Raw genomic sequence first — 17,722 nt, 5'->3', positions numbered from 1 at the left:
TCACTGGTGGAAGAGTAAACCTTCACCGCGCAGGCATATGTCCGGGATATCAGCCTTCAGGTGACCGACCAGTACGTATCGGTCACCGCGGCGGCGGGCGCGCCGGGCGCGCTCATGCCTGCTTCGACGCCAGCTGTACGAGGGTGATGTCGGAGGGCGCTCCGACGCGGACCGGGGGTCCCCAGGCGCCCGCGCCACGGGAGACGTAGAGCTGGGTGTCGCCGTACCGCTCAAGGCCCGCGACGGTCGGATTGGCCAGCTCCGCGAGGTAGTTTCCGGGCCAGAGCTGACCGCCGTGGGTGTGGCCTGAGAGCTGGAGGTCGACGCCGTGGCGGACGGCGTCGTGGATGACGATCGGCTGGTGCGCGAGGAGCACGGCGGCCTTCGCGCGGTCGCGGTCGCCGAGCGCGCCGGCGAAGTCGGGGCCCTGGCCCTCGCTCTCGCCGGCGATGTCGTCCACGCCCGCGAGGTCGAAGCCGGCGCCGATCTCGACGCGTTCGTTGCGCAGGGGGCGCAGTCCCAGTTCCCGGACGTGGTCGACCCAGGCGTCGGCACCGGAGAAGTACTCGTGGTTGCCGGTCACGAAGAAGGAGCCGTGCCGGGCGCGGAGCCGGGCGAGCGGCTCGGCGGCGGACCCGAGGTTCTCCACGGTGCCGTCGACGAGGTCGCCGACGACGGCGATCAGATCGGGCTGGGTGGCGTTGACGGCGTCGACGATGCGCTGGGTGTGGGCGCGGCCGAGGATGGGCCCGAGGTGGACGTCGGACACGACGGCGATCCGGTAGCCGTGCGCGGCGCGGGGGATCTTGGCGAGCGGGACGGTGACCCGCTTGACGCGGGGGCCGCGCAGCACGCCGTGGGCGCCGTTGCCGACGGTTCCCAGGGCGGCGGCCGCAGCCGCGCCACCGACGACCCGGGACACGAACAGCCGCCTCGACACGGCGGAAGCGGGGGCGGGGGCGGAGGCTGGGACGTGGGTGGTCTCGGCGGCGGTCGAGGAGCCGCTCCCCGGCCCCCCGGTCACCGTCGCCGTCGTACCGGACCGCTCGCCGGTCGCGCCGGGCAGGACCCCGCCGCTCGGGGCTCCGGCGGCTGCCGGGGCCGGGGCCGCCGAGGTCGCCGCGGCTGCTCCGGCGGGAACGCCGGGCGCGCCGGTCACGACAGCGCCGGGCTCCGGCGCGGGCGCGGCGGGCGCGGCGGGCTCCGGCGCGGGCGCGCGGCGGGCCGCCCAGCGGTGCAGGAGGGGCCGGACCGCCTCGCCGACCACCAGGGCCAGCGTCACGTACAGCAGCAGCGCCAGCCAGAGGAAGCCGGGCCAGGCCACCACCTGCTGGAACCAGAACGGAGCACCGAGCCGCGAGGAGGTGAGGGCGGTGAGCGAGAGGAGCGGGAGGACGAAGGCCGCCGCCGTGCCGAGGCGGCGCGCCACGCCGCCCGGGGCCGTCACATCACGGACCAGGCGCCGCCACACGTACCAGTGGGCCCCGCCCAGCAGGGCGAGGACCACCACGAGAACCAGCAGGAAGACGACCACGCCCGGAAACCCCTATCCGCGTTCACGCCGCAATGCGCGCACGCCACGCAACCCGATCGCACCGACCGCCGTCCCCAAGACAAAGGACGTGATGGCGAGCAGCAGATGAACCCAGAAGTAGGCCGTCGGATCGCCCGCGTCGTCGAAGGCGAGCCCGCTCCCGTCGTTCCACAGGTTCTTGACGAAAGAGATCCAGATGAACCAGCTCCACACACCGAACGCGAGCAGGAACCAGGAGACGGGCCGGCTGAGCTTCATGACCCCAGTATCACCGCCCGTCCCAGGGACCCCGCGTCCGGGTGGACGGCCGCCGGCGAACCGCCCGGCGGGGTTCGGATCCCTCAGGCGTGCATGTACGTTTCCGACCGTGTCTGCTTCGAAAAAGACCGCATGGACGGTCACCGCCGCCGCCACGGCCGCCGCGCTGCTCCCCCTCCTCACCGCCGCGCCCGCGCTCGCGCACCCGTCGGCGGACGAGAAGGAGGACAAACAGCCCAAGCCGCCCGCCGTCATGTCCCACGTCGGCGGCGCGCTGCTCGGCAAGCCGGGCACCCAGGTCCAGCTCGGGCCCGGCGCCCCGGTCCTCCCCAAGGAGCTCAGCGCCCGGTCGTGGATCGTCGCGGACGCGGAGACCGGTGACGTGCTCGCCGCGCACAACTCCCACTGGCGCCTCGCCCCCGCCTCCACGCTCAAGATGCTCTTCGCGGACACGCTCCTGCCGAAGTTCCCGAAGACGACGACCCACACCGTCGCCTCGGCCGACCTGGCGGGCATCGGCGCGGGATCCAGTCTGGTGGGCATCAAGGAGAAGCAGACCTACACCGCGCATGAGCTCTGGCTCGGCGTGTTCCTTCGCTCGGGCAACGACGCCGTCCGTGTTCTGTCGGCGATGAACAACGGCATCCCGCAGACCGTCCGGGAGATGAACGAGCACGCCGCCGAGCTGCAGGCGCTCGACACCCACGTGGTCTCCCCCGACGGATACGACGCCCCGGGCCAGGTCTCCTCCGCGTACGACCTCACCCTCATCGCCCGCAGCGGCATGCAGAAGCCGGACTTCCGCGAGTACGCCGCGACGGCCCGCGCGAAGTTCCCGGGCGAGCTGAAGCCGGGCAAGAAGCGCGAGACCTTCGAGATCCAGAACACCAACCGGCTGCTGACCGGGGACTTCGGCGTAGCGCCGTACCAGGGCATCGCCGGGGTCAAGAACGGCACCACCACACACGCCGGCGCGACCTTCACGGGCGTTGCGGAACGCAACGGCAAAGTGCTGCTCGTGACGGTGATGAACCCGTCCTCCAAGGAGCAGCACGCCGTCTACAAGGAGACCGCCCGGCTGCTCGACTGGGGCTTCGCGGCGTCCGGGAAGGTGACGCCGGTCGGCGAGCTGGTCCCGCCGAAGTCCGCCCGTACCGGCACGGAGCCCGGGTCCGGCACCGGTACGGACCCCAGCTCGCTGCCCGTGTCCGGCAAGGACGTCCCGGCCACGGTCGAGAAGGCCGGCGTCGCCCAGGAGAAGTCCGGCGGGATCGGCATCGCCCTCGCGGTGGTGGGCGGCGTCCTGGTGGTGCTCGCGGGCGCGGTGTTCCTCGTCAACCGTCGCTGGCCGCTCCCTGAGCTGGTCGGTCGGCGTCAGCCTCGGGACGAGAGCGTGAACCCGTAGCCGTCCAGGCCGCGCAGAACAGCAGCAGCTTCGCGGTGAAGTTGATCCACAGCAGCAGGGCGACCGGCACGCCGAACGCCCCGTACATCGACTTCCCCGCGACACCGCTCATATAGCCGCCGAGCAGCAGTTTCAGCAGCTCGAAGCCGACCGCGCCGATCACCGCCGCCACCACCAGGCGGCGGCGCGGCGGCTCGACCCCGGGCAGCAGGGTCAGGACGTACAGCAGGATCAGGAAGTCGGCGAGCGCGGCGAACGCGACCGCGGCGGCCTGGAGCAGGACACCGCCGACCCCGCCGCCGGAGATCCCGAGCTGTCCGGCGCTCCAGCCGACGGCGGTGGAACCGAGCGAGGACGCGGCGAGCGAGCAGAGCCCCACCCCGCCGAGCCCGAGCAGGACGACGGCGTCCTTGCCCTTGCGCACCACGGGGTTGCCCTCGTCCTCGTCGTCCTTCTTCCACACCGCGCGCAGACAGTCCCGCATATAGCCGACCCACCCGATGCCGGTGAAGAGCAGCAGCGCGCCGGCCACGATCCCGATCGTGCCGGCGTTGTCGACGAGCGCGTTGATGTCGAGCTGGTCGGAGATGCCCGGGACCTGCTCGGACATCTTCGCCTGGATGCTGTCGAGCTGCGCGTCGGTGAGCAGCGCGGCGCCGACCGTCGCGGCGACGGTGATCAGGGGGAAGAGGGCGAGGAAGCTGATGAAGGTGATGGCGGCGGCGAGCCGGGTCCAGTGGGCCTCGTCGAGGGTCTCGTACGAACGCCAGGCGTGGGTCCGCATGAGCCGGGCGGCCCAGGGGCCGATGACGGGGAGTTTGGTCAGCCAGTCCATGACGTACGCCTACCCCTGGAACCGGCTCACAGGTCGGTGACCGCCATCCCGTACATCGCCGCCCACGCCACGCCGATGACGGCGAGCGGTCTGTCGCGCAGCACGACGTCCTCCGGGGCTCCCGCCGTGCCGCGGTCGGCGAAGACGGCGTAGCGCAGCACGGCGAGGATGAAGGCGATCACGGAGAGCTGGCGCCACGGCAGCAGCGAGCCGTGGGCGACGCCGCCGCTCTCCAGCGCCCAGAGGCAGTAGCCGAGGACGGCGACCCCGGCCGCCAGCTGCCAGACGAAGCGCAGGTATCCGGTCGTGTACTGGGTGAGAAGGGCCCGGGTCGCCCCCCGCGCGCCCTCCAGCTGCACGGCCTCGGAGTACCGCTTGGCGGCCACCATGAAGAGCGCGCCGAAGCCGGTGGTGATCAGGAACCAGCGGGAGAGGGGGATGCCGAGCGCGACCCCGCCGATCATGGCCCGCATCAGGAAGCCGGTGGTGACGACGGCGAGGTCGACGACGAGGACGTGCTTGAGGCGGAGGCAGTACGCGCCCTGCATGACGAGGTACGCGACGAGGAGCGCGGCGGTCATGGGGTTGCACAGGACCGCGCCCGCGACGGCGGCCCCGAGGCCGAGGAGGATCCCGGTGGCGTACGCGAGCGGCACCGGGACGAGCCCGGCGGCCACCGGGCGGCGGCACTTGACCGGGTGGGCGCGGTCGGCGTCGGCGTCCCGGGCGTCGTTGACCAGGTAGACGGCGGACGCGGCGGCCGTGAACAGCGCGAACACCAGGGCGAGTCGGGCGGCCGTGTGCCAGGAGACCAGCTGGCCTGCGGCGACGGGCGCGGCGACGACGAGGACGTTCTTGACCCACTGCCGCGGCCGTGCGGTGCGCAGGAGCCCGGCCGGCACGGCGACCACCGCCCACGGCACCCGGGCGCGTCGCCGCTCGCGTACGACGGCGGGCTTGTCGAGGAGCACGGCCCCACTGGTGCGCTCGGTCACGGCGTCCGCCGGGAGAGCGGTGACACGGAGCCCCGGCCGGGACCGGCCACCTCGGAGCCCGGGCGTCGTCGGGGCACCCGGAGGGCCGGGACGAGGCGAAGCACGGCCCCGGATGCCACGCGCGCGTGCAGGACACGTGCCGCGGGCGCGCGTGGCGCGGTGACCGCCCGCGCCCCTCCCGGCCGGCGGTGACCGGCGGTCGCCGTCACCGCGCCCAGGAGCACGCCCGCCACCACGTCCGTGGGGTGGTGGACGCCGACGACCAGGCGGGACAGGCACATCGCGGCGGCCGCGGGGACGAGCAGGCGCCGGACCGGCGGCCGCAGCGCTCCGAGGGCGACGGCCGCCGCAGCGGCGGAGGTGGCGTGGGAGCTGGGGAAGGAGTGCCGGCCCGCCGTACGGACCAGGGGCGCGTACCGCTCCGCGTCCGGTCGGGGCCGCCGCACCACCCGCTTGAGCCCCATGCTCGCGAGATGGGCCGCGCCGACCACGGCCGTGCCGCGCAGCCAGTCCGACCGGCGCTCGGTGTCCACGGCCGCGCCGGTGAGTCCGGCGGCGAGCCACAGCGCGCCGTGCTCACCGGCGAAGGACAGCGCGCGGGCGGCCGTCGCCACCGCCGGCCGGCGGCCGCAGCCGCGCAGGACGGCCAGGAGCCTCCTCTCGGCTCCGATCGCGGTCCTCGCCCAGCCCCGGTCCGCGTCTCGCATCGACTCCGCCTCCCCGCTCCCCGGCCTTCGGTGCCGGGCACTCGGTCAATCCGGGGCGACTCTGACCCGGTGCGCGGCCGACCGCACGGCAATCTTTCCTGACACTCCTTTAATCACCCATTTCGACGAACCGCAGGGCGAACCAGGCATACGGCACACTCGGGGCGATACGGTCGCGTCCATGGCTGCCGAGACCGACACCGGGCCCGCGACCGTCGCCGCCGCCGGGGTCCCCGAAGACGCCGAAGCCCTCACCGGATGGGGCCGCACCGCGCCCACCCTCGCGCGCGTGCACCGGCCCCGCACCTACGAGGAGGCGGCCGCCGCCGTCCGCGCCTGCGGTGCCCGCGGCTCCATCGCCCGCGGTCTCGGCCGCGCCTACGGCGACGCCGCCCAGAACGCCGGCGGCTCGGTCCTCGACATGACCGGGCTCGACCGGATCCGTACCGTCGACGCCGCCGCCGGCCTCGTCGTCTGCGACGCCGGTGTCAGCCTGCACCGTCTGATGGAGGTGCTGCTGCCGCTGGGCTGGTTCGTCCCCGTCACCCCCGGGACCCGGTACGTCACCGTCGGCGGCGCGATCGGCGCCGACATCCACGGCAAGAACCACCACGTCTCCGGCTCCTTCGCCCGCCACGTGGCCGCGTTCGAACTCCTCACCGCCGACGGGGAGATCCGTACCGTCGTCCCCGGCACCGACCTGTTCGACGCCACCACCGGCGGCATGGGCCTCACCGGAGTGATCCTCTCCGCGACCCTCCGGCTCCTCCGCGTCGAGACCTCGCTCATGGCCGTGGACACCGAGCGCGCCACCGATCTCGACGACCTGATGGCCCGGCTCACCGCCACCGACCACCGCTACCGCTACTCCGTCGCCTGGATCGACCTGCTCGCGCGCGGCGCCGCGACCGGCCGGTCCGTCCTCACCCGCGGCGACCACGCGCCGTACGGCACACTCCCCCGCCGCGCCCGCCGCGCGCCCCTCGCCTTCCGGCCGGGCCGGCTGCCGTCCGCGCCCGCGCTCGTCCCGGAGGGGCTGCTCGGCCGCACCACCGTCGGCCTCTTCAACGAGCTCTGGTACCGCAGGGCCCCGCGCCGCCGCACCGGTGAGCTCCAGCGAATCTCCACCTTCTTCCACCCCCTGGACGGTGTGCCGCACTGGAACCGGATCTACGGCCGCGGCGGCTTCGTCCAGTACCAGTTCGTCGTCGGGTACGGCCAGGAGGAGACCCTGCGCCGGATCGTGAAGCGCATCGCGCGGCGCGGCTGCCCGTCCTTCCTCGCCGTACTGAAACGCTTCGGCGCGGGCGACCCGGGCTGGCTGTCCTTCCCCATGCCCGGCTGGACGCTCGCGCTCGACATCCCCGCCCGGCTCTCCGGGCTCGGCGCGTTCCTGGACGAGCTGGACGAGGAGGTCGCGGGGGCGGGCGGCCGGGTCTATCTCGCCAAGGACTCCCGGCTGCGGCCGGACGTGCTGCACACGATGTATCCGCGGCTCGCCGACTTCCAGGCGCTGCGCGCCGCTGTCGACCCCCTCTCGGTCTTCACCTCCGACCTGTCGCGCCGGCTGGCCCTGTGAGGGCCGCCGCCCCGCCACGACCGGGGCGTCCGGGGGACGACGCCCCCGGACGACGCCGTACCCCGGACCTGTCCCGCCGTCTCGCCTGTCCCGCCGTCTCGCCCCTGAGGAGCCCGCTCGCCATGAAGGACGCCTTCGGCATCCCGCAGTCCCTGCTCGTACTCGGCGGCACGTCCGAGATCGGTCTGGCCACCGCACGCCGGCTGGTCGCCCGCCGCACCCGTACCGTCTGGCTGGCCGGGCGCCCCTCACCCGCCCTGGCGGCCGCCGCCGACTCGCTGCGCGAGCTGGGCGCGGACGTCCGCACGGTCGATTTCGACGCGCTCGACACCGCGTCGCACCAGGAGCGGCTCGGCAAGGTCTTCGCCGAAGGCGACGTCGACATGGTGCTGCTCGCCTTCGGTGTCCTCGGCGACCAGGCGCGCGACGAGTCCGACCCGCTCGCCGCCGTCCGGGTGGCCCAGACGAACTACACCGGCGCGGTCTCCGCGGGCCTCGTCTGCGCGCAGGCTTTGCAGGCGCAGGGGCACGGCTCGCTGGTGGTGCTCTCCTCGGTGGCCGGCGAACGGGCCCGGCGCGCCAACTTCATCTACGGCTCGTCCAAGGCCGGTCTCGACGCGTTCGCCCAGGGGCTCGGGGACGCGCTGCACGGGACCGGGGTGCACGTGATGGTCGTACGGCCCGGATTCGTCCGCTCGAAGATGACCGCCGGGCTCGACGAGGCACCGCTGGCGACCACTCCGGAGGCGGTCGCCACGGCGATCGAGCTGGGTCTGCGGCGCCGCTCGGAGACGGTGTGGGTGCCGGGAGCGCTGCGGGCCGTGATGGCGGCGCTGCGGCACGTGCCGAGGCCGCTGTTCCGCCGCCTCCCGGTCTGAGCGGGCGGGGGCGCGGCTCGGGGGCCGGGACCTGGGTCAGCCCGCCGCCGGGGTCGGGGTGTCCAGCGGGGAGCCCTGGGCCGGGACGGCGGAGTGGGTACGGCCGCCTCCGAACTCGTACTCCTTCAGCTTGCGCCACACCCCGTCCGCGCCCTGCTCGTAGAGCGCGAAGGACGAGCAGGTCCACGCCGCCTCGAACTCGGCCAGCTCTTCGTACGCCCGGTCCATCGCCTCCTCGGAGATGCCGTGCGCGACCGTCACGTGTGGGTGGTACGGGAACTGCAGCTCCCGCACCAGCGGGCCGGACGTGTCACGGACCCGCTGCTGGAGCCAGGCGCAGGCCGAGACGCCCTCGGCGAGCTGGACATAGACCACCGGCGACAGCGGGCGGAACGTTCCCGTGCCGCTGAGCCGCATCGGGAAGGGGCGGACACCGGCGGCGATCCCGGTGAGGTGCACCTCGATCGCGGGGAGCCGGGACGCGTCCACCTCGGTCGGCGGAAGCAGGGTGACATGCGTGGGGATGCCGTGGGCGGCGGGATCCCCGAAGCCCGCGCGCAGCTCCTGGAGCAGGCTGCCGAAGGGCTCCGGGACCGCGATCGAAACGCCGAGCGTTACGGTCCCCACGTCTTGTCTCCTCACTCGTCCGTGCCGGTGGTGCAGCCGCCAGTGTGCGGCCTGCACCACCTCTGTGGCCAGGGTCCTCGGACCGGGTCGTCGGTCAGTGCTTCGCGGGCAGGAAACCCACCCGCTCGTACGTCTGCGCCAGGGTCTCCGCGGCGACCGCACGGGCCTTCTCCGCGCCCTTGGCCAGGATCGAGTCCAGCGTCTCGGGGTCGTCGAGATATTCCTGCGTACGGGCCCGGAACGGCGTGACGAAGTCCACCATGACCTCTGCCACGTCCGTCTTCAGCGCGCCGTACATCTTGCCCTCGTATCCCTGTTCCAGCTCGGCGACGGAGGTGCCGGTGAGGGTGGAGAGGATGGTGAGGAGGTTGGAGACGCCGGGCTTGTTCGCCGGGTCGAAGCGGATCACCGTGTCGGTGTCGGTGACCGCGCTCTTGACCTTCTTCGCCGTCGTCCTCGGCTCGTCGAGGAGGTTGATCAGACCCTTGGGCGTGGAAGCCGACTTGCTCATCTTGATCGTCGGGTCCTGCAGGTCGTAGATCTTCGCCGTCTCCTTGAGGATGTACGGCGCCGGCACCGTGAAGGTCTGGCCGAAGCGGCCGTTGAACCGCTCCGCGAGGTCGCGCGTCAGCTCGATGTGCTGGCGCTGGTCCTCGCCGACCGGGACCTCGTTGGCCTGGTAGAGCAGGATGTCGGCGACCTGGAGGATCGGGTACGTGAAGAGGCCGACGGTGGCCCGGTCGGCGCCCTGCTTGGCGGACTTGTCCTTGAACTGCGTCATGCGGGACGCCTCGCCGAAGCCGGTGAGGCAGTTCATGACCCAGCCGAGCTGCGCGTGCTCGGGGACATGGCTCTGGACGAAGAGCGTGCAGCGCTCGGGGTCGAGGCCGGCGGCCAGCAGCTGGGCGGCGGCGAGCCGGGTGTTGGCACGCAGCTCGGCGGGGTCCTGCGGGACCGTGATCGCGTGCAGGTCCACCACCATGTAGAACGCGTCGTGGGTCTCCTGCAGCGCGACCCACTGGCGCACCGCGCCGAGGTAGTTGCCGAGATGGAACGAGCCTGCGGTGGGCTGGATTCCGGAGAGCACACGAGGACTGTCAGAGGCCATGCCCCTCATTCTCGCAGGTGCCACGGACAGCTCGGGAACGGATCCCGCCCGCCCCCGGCGGGTCCCCTCGTCACCGTACCGAGTGAGACGAGGAACACAGGGAGCGGGCGGGCAGACGGGCGGGTAGGCGTCAGACCGGCAGGCCCGGGGCCGGGTGGGCGGCCATCAGGTCGGCGACCTCGGCGCGGATCTTGGCCAGGGAGTCCTCGTCCCCGGTCCGTGCCGCCGCCACGCCCCGGTCGATCCAGTCGGCGACCTGCTCCATGTGCCGCGTACCGAGGCCGCGGGAGGTGAGGGACGGGGTGCCGATGCGGACGCCGGAGGGGTCGAAGGGCTTACGGGGGTCGTAGGGGACGGTGTTGTAGTTGACGACGATCCCGGCCCGGTCGAGGGCCTTCGCGGCGACCTTGCCCGGGACCTCCTTGGGGGTGAGGTCCATCAGGATCAGATGGTTGTCGGTGCCGCCGGAGACCAGGTCGAAGCCGCGGGCGAGCAGCGCTTCGGCGAGGGCCCCGGCGTTGGCGACGACCGCGTGGGCGTAGTCGCGGAAGGAAGGCTGGGCCGCCTCGCGCAGGGCGACGGCGATGGCGGCGGTGGTCTGGTTGTGCGGGCCGCCCTGGAGGCCGGGGAAGACGGCCTTGTCGAGGGCCTTGGCGTGCTCCTCGCGGCACATCAGCATGGCGCCGCGCGGGCCGCGCAGCGTCTTGTGGGTGGTCGTGGAGATCACGTCGGCGTGCGGCACCGGGGAGGGGTGGGCGCCGCCCGCGATCAGGCCGGCGATGTGGGCGACGTCGGCGACGAGGACGGCGCCGGCCTCGCGGGCGATCTCGCCGAAGGCGGCGAAGTCGATCGTGCGGGGCAGCGCGGTGCCGCCGCAGAAGATCACCTTCGGTCGCTCCCTGAGCGCGAGGTCGCGGACCTGGTCGAAGTCGATGAGCCCGGTGTCCTGGCGTACGCCGTACTGCACGCCCCGGAACCACTTGCCGGTCGCGGAGACGCCCCAGCCGTGGGTGAGGTGGCCGCCCATGGGCAGGGCCATGCCCATCACGGTGTCGCCGGGCTCGGCGAAGGCGAGGTAGACGGCGAGGTTGGCCGGGGAGCCGGAGTAGGGCTGGACGTTGGCGTGGTCGACGCCGAAGACGGCCTTGGCGCGCTCGACGGCGAGGGTCTCGATCCGGTCGATGTTCTGCTGGCCCTCGTAGTAGCGGCGGCCGGGGTAACCCTCGCTGTACTTGTTCTGCAGGACGGTGCCGGAGGCTTCGAGCACGGCGTGGGAGACGTAGTTCTCGCTGGGGATCAGCCGGAGCGTCTCGGCCTGCAGCCGCTCCTCGGCGCCGACGAGCGCGGCGAGTTCGGGGTCGGCGGCGGACAGCGCGGGGTGGTGGTCGGGGTGGTTCACGGTGTTCCTCCGGGCGTTCGGCGGGTCCCGGGGCACTGCGTCGTATCGCGGCGCCACACGGGAGGGGGTCCCGTGGTGCCCAGGCGGGCGGCACCTCGTGCGGTCTGCCGCGCACGGCTCCCCCGGGGTCTCTTCCCCGTACGCCAGTCGCCGTGCGTGTTTCCAGCCTATCGGGCGAGCCGTCATCCAAGTTTCCTCGCCCGTCATCCGAGCGACGATAGGAAAGGGGGCCACACCCACCCCCGGGCCGCAGGACGAACGGAGAACCCGTGTCGAGGACGCAAGACGCGATCGCTTCCGCGGAGGCGCGCAGCGCACACAACTACCACCCCCTGCCCGTCGTGGTCGCCTCGGCGGACGGGGCATGGATGACCGATGTCGAGGGGCGCCGCTATCTCGACATGCTCGCCGGGTACTCGGCGCTCAACTTCGGGCACGGCAACCGCCGGTTGATCGACGCCGCGCGGGCCCAGCTGGAGCGCGTGACGCTCACGTCGCGGGCGTTCCACCACGACCGTTTCGCCGAGTTCTGCGAGCGGCTCGCCGAGCTGTGCGGCAAGGAGATGGTCCTGCCGATGAACACGGGCGCTGAGGCGGTCGAGACGGCCGTGAAGACCGCGCGGAAGTGGGGGTACGAGGTCAAGGGCGTGCCGGACGGGCACGCGAAGATCGTGGTCGCGGCGAACAACTTCCACGGCCGTACGACGACGATCGTGAGCTTCTCCACGGATCACGAGGCGCGGGACCACTACGGCCCGTACACCCCGGGGTTCGAGATCGTTCCGTACGGCGATCTCACGGCGATGGAGGCCGCGGTCACCGAGAACACGGTCGCGGTGCTCCTGGAGCCGATCCAGGGCGAGGCCGGGGTGCTGGTGCCGCCGGCCGGTTATCTGCGCGGGGTACGGGAGTTGACCCGGGCGCGGAACGTGCTCTTCATGGCGGACGAGATCCAGTCGGGGCTCGGCAGGACCGGGAGGACGTTCGCGTGCGAGCACGAGGGCGTGGTGCCGGACGTGTACATCCTGGGCAAGGCGCTGGGCGGCGGTGTCGTCCCGGTCTCGGCGGTGGTGGCGGACCGCGACGTCCTCGGGGTCTTCCGGCCGGGCGAGCACGGTTCGACGTTCGGCGGCAATCCGCTGGCCTGCGCGGTGGCCCTCGAGGTGATCGCGATGTTGCGGACCGGCGAGTACCAGCAGCGCGCGACCGAGCTGGGCGAGCATCTCCACGCCGAGCTGGGGCTGCTCGTGGGCGGAGGAGCCGTGGAGCGGGTGCGCGGTCGCGGGCTGTGGGCGGGGGTGGACGTCGTCCCGTCCCGGGGCACGGGCCGGGAGATCTCGGAGAAGCTGATGGCCCGGGGGGTGCTGGTGAAGGACACGCACGGTTCGACGATCCGGATCGCTCCCCCGCTGGTGATCAGCAAGGAGGACCTGGACTGGGGTCTGGAGCAGTTGCGGACGGTCCTGTCGGACTGAGCCGAGCAGACGGAGGGAGGGGCGCCGGGGCGGCTGTCACATACAGCGCTCCGGCGGCCCGTCCCTCTCGCGGTCTCACAGGATGACGTGCGGCAGGAAGCGGGCGTACTCGTCGGTGATCAGGCCCGCCGACTCCCGGATGCCGAGCCCGGCCGCCTCGTCCTCGACGACCCACGCGCCGAGCACGACCCGGTTGCCGTCGAAGTCCGGCAGGGGGCACAGCTCCTGGTAGCAGCACGGCTCATCGCGTACGACGGCCGGGGCGCCGGGCTCGTGGATCGTGACGCCCGCGCCCTCGCGGCCGAGGAGCGGCTTGGCGACATAGCCGCCGTGCGCGGCGAGTTCGCGCGGTCCGTCCAGGTAGGCGGGGAGCAGGTTCGGATGGCCCGGGTACAGCTCCCACAGGACCGCGAGCAGCGCCTTGTTGGACAGGAGCATCTTCCAGGCGGGCTCGATCCAGCAGGTGGTGCCGGTGCCACCGCCGTTGTCGAGGGTGTCGAGGACGTAGGGGCCGAAGCGGTCCGTGGTCAGCCACTCCCACGGATAGAGCTTGAAGCAGCTGCGGATGAACCGCAGCCGGTCGTCCACGAACCGCCCCGAGAGGCGGTCCCAGCCGATGCGCTCGACCGAGAGGGCCTCCGTGTCGAGTCCGGCCTGCTGGGCGGTCTCACGCAGATACGCGACCGTCATCAGGTCCTCGCCGAGCTCGTCCCCGTCCGAGTGGACGAAATGGACCGGGCTGCCGGGCGGGAGCAGCGCCGCCTGCCGCTTCCAGGCGTCGACGAGCCGCTCGTGGAGGGAGTTCCACTGGTCGGCGCCGGGGAAGCGCTCCTCCATCCAGAACCACTGCGGGCTCGCCGCCTCGACGAGGGAGGTCGGGGTGTCGGCGTTGTACTCCAGCATCTTGGCCGGGCCCGTGCCGTCGTAGCGCAGGTCGAAGCGGCCGTAGAGGGAGGGGAGTTCGGCCCGGCGGCGCCAGGACTCGGCGACGAGGGAGACGAGCCGGGGATCGGTCAGGCCCAGATCGGCGAAACGGTCCTTCTCGACGATGTGGGCGGCCGCCGCCAGACACATGGCGTGCAGCTCCTCGACGACCTCCTCCAGCGCCTCGACCTCGGGGAGGGTGAAGGAGTAGTACGCGCTCTCGTCCCAGTACGGGCGCAGCGAGCCGTCGGGGTAACGGGTCAGGGGGTAGACGAGTCCCTGCTCCTCCACGGTCCGCTGCCAGCCGGGGCGGGGTTCGATGGTGTGCCGTTGCATGGGCGTGGGTCAGCCGCCGCCGGAGCCGGAGCAGCCGAAGCCGCCGGTGTCGACAGCCGACTTGTCGAAGCTGCCGCCGCTGACCCGGTTGTCGCTGACGCTGCCGCCGTAGTAGTACGTGCCGCGCGTGGTGCTTCCGCCGCGGCTCTCGCACTCGTAACTGGGCAGCTTCTCCCGGGTCACCGGGTCGACGCACCGCCTGTCCGGCTCGGAGCCACAGGAGGTGATCGTCGCCGCGAGCACCCCCATACCGCCGAGCACCACGGTGCTCGACCTCAGCCTGCGCATGTCCGTCCTCCCCATCCCGTGGTCGCGACCGCACAGTGTAGGCCGAGGGGTGTGCGCGCTACGGCAGCACCCGGCACAGCGCCCGCAGTGCCCCCGCCCAGCCGCTGTCGGGAGGCGTCGCGTAGCCGACGACCAGGCCGTCGAGCGTCCGGGGAACGTCGGGGTGGCGGAAGCGGTCCAGGCCGAGGACGGCGAGGCCGTGCCAGGCGGCGGAGCGCAGGACGTCGGGCTCGGTTCCGGGGCGGAGCCGCAGGACGGCGTGGAGACCGGCCGCGATGCCGCTCACCCGCGTGTCCGGGGAGTGCGCGGCCACCGCCGCCACCAGCTCGTCGCGGCGCCGCCGGTAGCGCAGCCGCATCGCCCGTACATGGCGGTCGTACGCGCCCGAGGCGAGGAACTCGGCGAACGTCAGCTGCTCCAGCGCGCTGGACATCCAGTCCACCGTTCCCTTGGCCGCCGCGACCTCGTCCACCAGGCTCTCCGGCAGCACCATCCAGGCCAGCCGAAGGCCGGGCGCCAGGGACTTGCTGGACGTGCCCATGTAGACGACCCGCTCGGGGTCGAGGCCCTGGAGGGCGCCGACGGGCTGGCGGTCGTAACGGAACTCGCCGTCGTAGTCGTCCTCCAGGACGAGGCCGCCCGAGGCGCGCGCCCAGTCGATGACGGCGGCCCGCCGGTCCGGCGGGAGGGCGCCGCCGAGCGGGAACTGGTGGGCGGCCGTCATCAGGACCGCGCCGACGTCCGCCATCCCGCCCAACTCCTCGGTGCGGGTGCCGAGTCCGTCGAAGGGCAGTGGCCGTAGCCGCAGGCCCGCGCCGGTCAGCACGTCCCGGTGCACGGAGAGTCCGTACGACTCGACAGCCACCTCCCGCGCCTTCCCGCCGGGTCCTGAGGGCGTGGCGGAGCTCCCGGCCCGCAGCACCTGTGCCATCAGCATCAGCCCGTGCACGAACCCGGAGCAGACCACGATCCGCTCCGGCCGCGCGTACACGCCCCGTGCCCGGGCGAGGTATTCGGCCAGTACGGTGCGCAGTTCGATCCGGCCGCGCGGATCGCCGTAACCGAACGCCTCGTGCGGCGCGGCCGTCAGGGCGCGCCTCGACGCCTTGAGCCACTCGGCGCGGGGGAAGGAGGCGAGATCGGGGACCCCGGGCTTCAGGTCGTACGTCGGGCGGGAGGTGACCGGGCGGGCCGGTGCCGGCCGCGTGCCGGGCCCGGCAGCCGGGCGGGGGGCCGCCCTGCGGGCGACGCGCGTTCCGGAGCCCTGCCGGGCGGTGAGCCAGCCCTCGGCGACCAGCTCGGCGTAGGCGTCGGCGACGGTGTTGCGGGCCACCCCGAGGTCGGCGGCGAGCGAACGCGACGACGGCAGCCGTACCCCCGCCTCCAGACGGCCGCTGCGGATCGCCTCCCGCAGGGCGTCCATCAGCCCCGTGCGCAGCTTCGGACCGCGCAGCTCCAGATGGAGGTCGGCCCCGAAAGTGGCCCAGCCGTTTTCCATGGAAGTGGACCATACTCCCGGGCCATCCGACTCGTACGGTGATCACCATGACCACGATGCCGCAGCACACCGCACCGACCGGACACGCCCACGAGCACGGCCCCCGCCTCCCCTTCGCCGAGCTGGTCCCGGACTTCTACCGGGCGATGGTCCGGCTGGACGCCGCCGCCGCGAAGGATCTCGACCCGACGCTCTACCACCTGATCAAGCTCCGGGCCTCGCAGATCAACCGCTGCGCGTTCTGCATCGACATGCACGCCAAGGACGCGCTGGCGGAGGGCGAGTCGGTCGAGCGGATCGTCCAGCTGTCCGCGTGGGAGGAGTCGCGCCACTTCTACACGGAGCGCGAACTCGCCGCCCTGGCGCTGACGGAGGCCGTCACCGTCCTCACCGACGGCTTCGTCCCCGACGAGGTGTACGCGAAGGCGGCCGCCCACTTCGACGAGACCGAACTCGCCCGCGTCATCAGCGCGATCACCGTCATCAACGCCTGGAACCGGATCGGCGTCACCACCCGTATGACGCCCGGCCATTACGTCCCCGGGCAGTACCGGAAGTGAGTGCGCCGGCGCCCGCCGGGGGCGCCGGGCGGAACGCGGAGCGCCCCCGGCCCTGAAGGGCCGGGGGCGCTCCGCGGCGCTCAGTGCGCGGGGCTCAGTTTCGCCGGGCTCAGATGAGGCCGAGCTCGCGGACCGCGTCGCGCTCCTCGGCCAGCTCCTGGACCGAGGCGTCGATGCGGGCGCGGGAGAACTCGTTGACGTCCAGGCCCTGGACGATCTCGTACTTGCCGTCCTTGCAGGTGACGGGGAACGAGGAGATCAGGCCCTCCGGGACGCCGTACGAGCCGTCCGACGGAATGCCCATGGAGGTCCAGTCGCCCTCGGCGGTGCCGTTGACCCAGGTGTGGACGTGGTCGATGGCGGCGTTCGCGGCCGAGGCGGCCGAGGACGCGCCACGGGCCTCGATGATCGCGGCGCCGCGCTTGGCGACGGTCGGGATGAAGGTGTCGGCCAGCCACTGCTCGTCGTTGACGACCTCGGCGGCGTTCTTGCCGGCGATCTCCGCGTGGAAGATGTCCGGGTACTGGGTCGCCGAGTGGTTGCCCCAGATGGTGAGGCGCTTGATGTCGGTGACCGGGGCGCCGGTCTTCTTGGCCAGCTGCGAGATGGCGCGGTTGTGGTCCAGGCGGGTCATCGCGGTGAAGCGCTCGGCCGGCACGTCCGGGGCGGCGGCCTGGGCGATCAGGGCGTTGGTGTTGGCCGGGTTGCCGACGACGAGGACCTTGATGTCGTCCGCTGCGTTGTCGTTGATGGCCTTGCCCTGCGGCTTGAAGATGCCGCCGTTGGCGGAGAGCAGGTCACCGCGCTCCATGCCCTTGGTGCGGGGGCGGGCGCCGACGAGGAGGGCGACGTTGGCACCCTCGAAGCCCTTGTTCGGGTCGTCGAAGATGTCGATGCCGCGCAGCAGCGGGAACGCGCAGTCGTCGAGCTCCATGGCGGTGCCCTCGGCGGCCTTGAGGCCCTGCGGGATCTCGAGGAGGCGCAGCTTGACCGGCACGTCCGCGCCGAGCAGGTGGCCGGAGGCGATGCGGAAGAGCAGCGCGTAGCCGATCTGGCCGGCCGCGCCGGTCACGGTGACATTCACGGGAGTGCGGGTCATGGCGATCTCCGTAAGACAGCTGGCGGTGGGGGTCCCTGCCCCTGATCCGGACGTCTCTCTTGATCGATCGGTGTCTCGACGTGAAGAGATATCCAGCGGTCAGGCTATCCGACCCGGGCCCGGTCCAACCCCCACCCCCTTGTGGTCCGGCTCACTGCCACCCAAGTGCCCGCCCGCGCGCCCCCGGCAAGTACCGGAATGGTCACCTCCATGCCAC

Annotated in this window: 17 protein-coding genes and 1 riboswitch; of the genes, 5 read left to right on the top strand and 12 right to left on the bottom strand. The window is 72.6% G+C overall.

The window, feature by feature from the left end; genetic code table 11:
• Positions 1 to 112 precede the first annotated feature (112 nt).
• Positions 113 to 1,534, bottom strand: coding sequence for a metallophosphoesterase (locus ACIRB4_RS02820; RefSeq protein ID WP_403288021.1), 1,422 nt, complete (start codon positions 1,532 to 1,534; stop codon positions 113 to 115).
• 12 nt (positions 1,535 to 1,546) lie between these two features.
• The gene (locus ACIRB4_RS02815) at positions 1,547 to 1,792 is read right to left on the bottom strand and encodes an SCO4848 family membrane protein (RefSeq protein ID WP_403288020.1); all 246 of its coding nucleotides are present in this window, start codon (positions 1,790 to 1,792) and stop codon (positions 1,547 to 1,549) included.
• A 109-nt stretch (positions 1,793 to 1,901) separates the two neighbouring features.
• On the opposite strand from ACIRB4_RS02815, the gene ACIRB4_RS02810 reads away from it, so the two are divergent.
• Positions 1,902 to 3,197 (top strand): D-alanyl-D-alanine carboxypeptidase family protein, encoded by a 1,296-nt coding sequence (locus ACIRB4_RS02810; protein ID WP_403288019.1) that lies wholly within the window; start codon positions 1,902 to 1,904, stop codon positions 3,195 to 3,197.
• Here the strand turns inward: ACIRB4_RS02810 and ACIRB4_RS02805 are convergent.
• The 3 genes from ACIRB4_RS02805 to ACIRB4_RS02795 are packed head-to-tail and all read right to left on the bottom strand — an operon-like array spanning position 3,127 to position 5,734.
• Positions 3,127 to 4,032: a YihY/virulence factor BrkB family protein gene (locus ACIRB4_RS02805; RefSeq protein WP_403288018.1), complete on the bottom strand. Its 906-nt coding sequence runs from the start codon at positions 4,030 to 4,032 to the stop codon at positions 3,127 to 3,129. The genes ACIRB4_RS02810 and ACIRB4_RS02805 overlap by 71 nt on opposite strands.
• 26 nt (positions 4,033 to 4,058) lie before the next feature.
• Positions 4,059 to 5,027: a decaprenyl-phosphate phosphoribosyltransferase gene (locus ACIRB4_RS02800; RefSeq protein ID WP_403288017.1), complete on the bottom strand. Its 969-nt coding sequence runs from the start codon at positions 5,025 to 5,027 to the stop codon at positions 4,059 to 4,061.
• Positions 5,024 to 5,734: a phosphatase PAP2 family protein gene (locus ACIRB4_RS02795; protein ID WP_403288016.1), complete on the bottom strand. Its 711-nt coding sequence runs from the start codon at positions 5,732 to 5,734 to the stop codon at positions 5,024 to 5,026. Before ACIRB4_RS02795 ends, ACIRB4_RS02800 begins: the two co-directional genes overlap by 4 nt.
• Before the next feature lie 181 nt (positions 5,735 to 5,915).
• On the opposite strand from ACIRB4_RS02795, the gene ACIRB4_RS02790 reads away from it, so the two are divergent.
• Positions 5,916 to 7,313, top strand: coding sequence for an FAD-binding protein (locus ACIRB4_RS02790; RefSeq protein WP_403288015.1), 1,398 nt, complete (start codon positions 5,916 to 5,918; stop codon positions 7,311 to 7,313).
• 122 nt (positions 7,314 to 7,435) lie between these two features.
• Positions 7,436 to 8,191 carry a decaprenylphospho-beta-D-erythro-pentofuranosid-2-ulose 2-reductase gene (locus ACIRB4_RS02785; RefSeq protein ID WP_403288014.1) on the top strand — a complete coding sequence of 252 codons (756 nt, stop codon included), beginning with the start codon at positions 7,436 to 7,438 and terminating at the stop codon, positions 8,189 to 8,191.
• 36 nt (positions 8,192 to 8,227) lie between these two features.
• Here the strand turns inward: ACIRB4_RS02785 and ACIRB4_RS02780 are convergent, their stop codons facing one another.
• From ACIRB4_RS02780 to glyA, 3 genes are all read right to left on the bottom strand, one after another.
• Complete coding sequence (locus ACIRB4_RS02780; protein WP_403288013.1) at positions 8,228 to 8,818, bottom strand: 2'-5' RNA ligase family protein; 591 nt, start codon at positions 8,816 to 8,818, stop codon at positions 8,228 to 8,230.
• A gap of 94 nt (positions 8,819 to 8,912) precedes the next feature.
• On the bottom strand, positions 8,913 to 9,926 hold the full coding sequence (gene trpS, locus ACIRB4_RS02775) for a tryptophan--tRNA ligase (protein WP_403288012.1): 1,014 nt from the start codon (positions 9,924 to 9,926) through the stop codon (positions 8,913 to 8,915).
• Between the two features lie 130 nt (positions 9,927 to 10,056).
• A complete protein-coding gene (gene glyA / locus ACIRB4_RS02770; protein WP_403288011.1) occupies positions 10,057 to 11,325 on the bottom strand; it encodes a serine hydroxymethyltransferase in 1,269 nt (422 codons plus the stop codon).
• Between the two features lie 70 nt (positions 11,326 to 11,395).
• Positions 11,396 to 11,486: riboswitch (ZMP/ZTP riboswitch) on the bottom strand.
• Between the two features lie 108 nt (positions 11,487 to 11,594).
• On the opposite strand from glyA, the gene rocD reads away from it, so the two are divergent.
• The gene (gene rocD, locus ACIRB4_RS02765) at positions 11,595 to 12,800 is read left to right on the top strand and encodes an ornithine--oxo-acid transaminase (protein WP_403288009.1); all 1,206 of its coding nucleotides are present in this window, start codon (positions 11,595 to 11,597) and stop codon (positions 12,798 to 12,800) included.
• Between the two features lie 75 nt (positions 12,801 to 12,875).
• Here the strand turns inward: rocD and ACIRB4_RS02760 are convergent, their stop codons facing one another.
• Genes ACIRB4_RS02760 through ACIRB4_RS02750 form a run of 3 tightly spaced genes read right to left on the bottom strand, consistent with a single transcriptional unit; the run spans position 12,876 to position 15,846 of the window.
• A complete protein-coding gene (locus ACIRB4_RS02760) occupies positions 12,876 to 14,060 on the bottom strand; it encodes a glutathionylspermidine synthase family protein (protein WP_403288008.1) in 1,185 nt (394 codons plus the stop codon).
• A gap of 9 nt (positions 14,061 to 14,069) precedes the next feature.
• Complete coding sequence (locus ACIRB4_RS02755) at positions 14,070 to 14,348, bottom strand: hypothetical protein (RefSeq protein WP_403288007.1); 279 nt, start codon at positions 14,346 to 14,348, stop codon at positions 14,070 to 14,072.
• A 58-nt stretch (positions 14,349 to 14,406) separates the two neighbouring features.
• Positions 14,407 to 15,846, bottom strand: coding sequence for a PLP-dependent aminotransferase family protein (locus ACIRB4_RS02750; RefSeq protein ID WP_403288005.1), 1,440 nt, complete (start codon positions 15,844 to 15,846; stop codon positions 14,407 to 14,409).
• Positions 15,847 to 15,893: 47 nt separating this feature from the next.
• Here ACIRB4_RS02750 and ACIRB4_RS02745 point away from each other — a divergent pair, with 47 nt between their 5' ends.
• Positions 15,894 to 16,406: a carboxymuconolactone decarboxylase family protein gene (locus tag ACIRB4_RS02745; RefSeq protein ID WP_403288004.1), complete on the top strand. Its 513-nt coding sequence runs from the start codon at positions 15,894 to 15,896 to the stop codon at positions 16,404 to 16,406.
• A gap of 109 nt (positions 16,407 to 16,515) precedes the next feature.
• Here ACIRB4_RS02745 and ACIRB4_RS02740 read toward each other — a convergent pair whose 3' ends face one another.
• The gene (locus ACIRB4_RS02740; protein ID WP_403288003.1) at positions 16,516 to 17,505 is read right to left on the bottom strand and encodes a malate dehydrogenase; all 990 of its coding nucleotides are present in this window, start codon (positions 17,503 to 17,505) and stop codon (positions 16,516 to 16,518) included.
• Positions 17,506 to 17,722 lie beyond the last annotated feature (217 nt).

Source organism: Streptomyces sp. NPDC093600, from assembly GCF_044764755.1.
In the GTDB taxonomy this organism is placed as follows: Bacteria; Actinomycetota; Actinomycetes; order Streptomycetales; family Streptomycetaceae; genus Streptomyces.
Note: the sequence above shows the minus strand (reverse complement) of the source record. Positions and strands in the feature narration are given on the sequence as shown.

What these genes read in the sequence shown, in the direction of transcription:
- ACIRB4_RS02745 (WP_403288004.1), top strand. Translation starts at nt 15,894, where the DNA reads ATGACCACGATGCCGCAGCACACCGCACCGACCGGACACGCCCACGAG.
- ACIRB4_RS02785 (WP_403288014.1), top strand. Translation starts at nt 7,436, where the DNA reads ATGAAGGACGCCTTCGGCATCCCGCAGTCCCTGCTCGTACTCGGCGGC.
- ACIRB4_RS02815 (WP_403288020.1), bottom strand. Translation starts at nt 1,792, where the DNA reads ATGAAGCTCAGCCGGCCCGTCTCCTGGTTCCTGCTCGCGTTCGGTGTG.
- ACIRB4_RS02760 (WP_403288008.1), bottom strand. Translation starts at nt 14,060, where the DNA reads ATGCAACGGCACACCATCGAACCCCGCCCCGGCTGGCAGCGGACCGTG.
- ACIRB4_RS02795 (WP_403288016.1), bottom strand. Translation starts at nt 5,734, where the DNA reads ATGCGAGACGCGGACCGGGGCTGGGCGAGGACCGCGATCGGAGCCGAG.
- trpS (WP_403288012.1), bottom strand. Translation starts at nt 9,926, where the DNA reads ATGGCCTCTGACAGTCCTCGTGTGCTCTCCGGAATCCAGCCCACCGCA.
- ACIRB4_RS02805 (WP_403288018.1), bottom strand. Translation starts at nt 4,032, where the DNA reads ATGGACTGGCTGACCAAACTCCCCGTCATCGGCCCCTGGGCCGCCCGG.
- ACIRB4_RS02750 (WP_403288005.1), bottom strand. Translation starts at nt 15,846, where the DNA reads ATGGAAAACGGCTGGGCCACTTTCGGGGCCGACCTCCATCTGGAGCTG.
- ACIRB4_RS02755 (WP_403288007.1), bottom strand. Translation starts at nt 14,348, where the DNA reads ATGCGCAGGCTGAGGTCGAGCACCGTGGTGCTCGGCGGTATGGGGGTG.
- ACIRB4_RS02740 (WP_403288003.1), bottom strand. Translation starts at nt 17,505, where the DNA reads ATGACCCGCACTCCCGTGAATGTCACCGTGACCGGCGCGGCCGGCCAG.
- ACIRB4_RS02790 (WP_403288015.1), top strand. Translation starts at nt 5,916, where the DNA reads ATGGCTGCCGAGACCGACACCGGGCCCGCGACCGTCGCCGCCGCCGGG.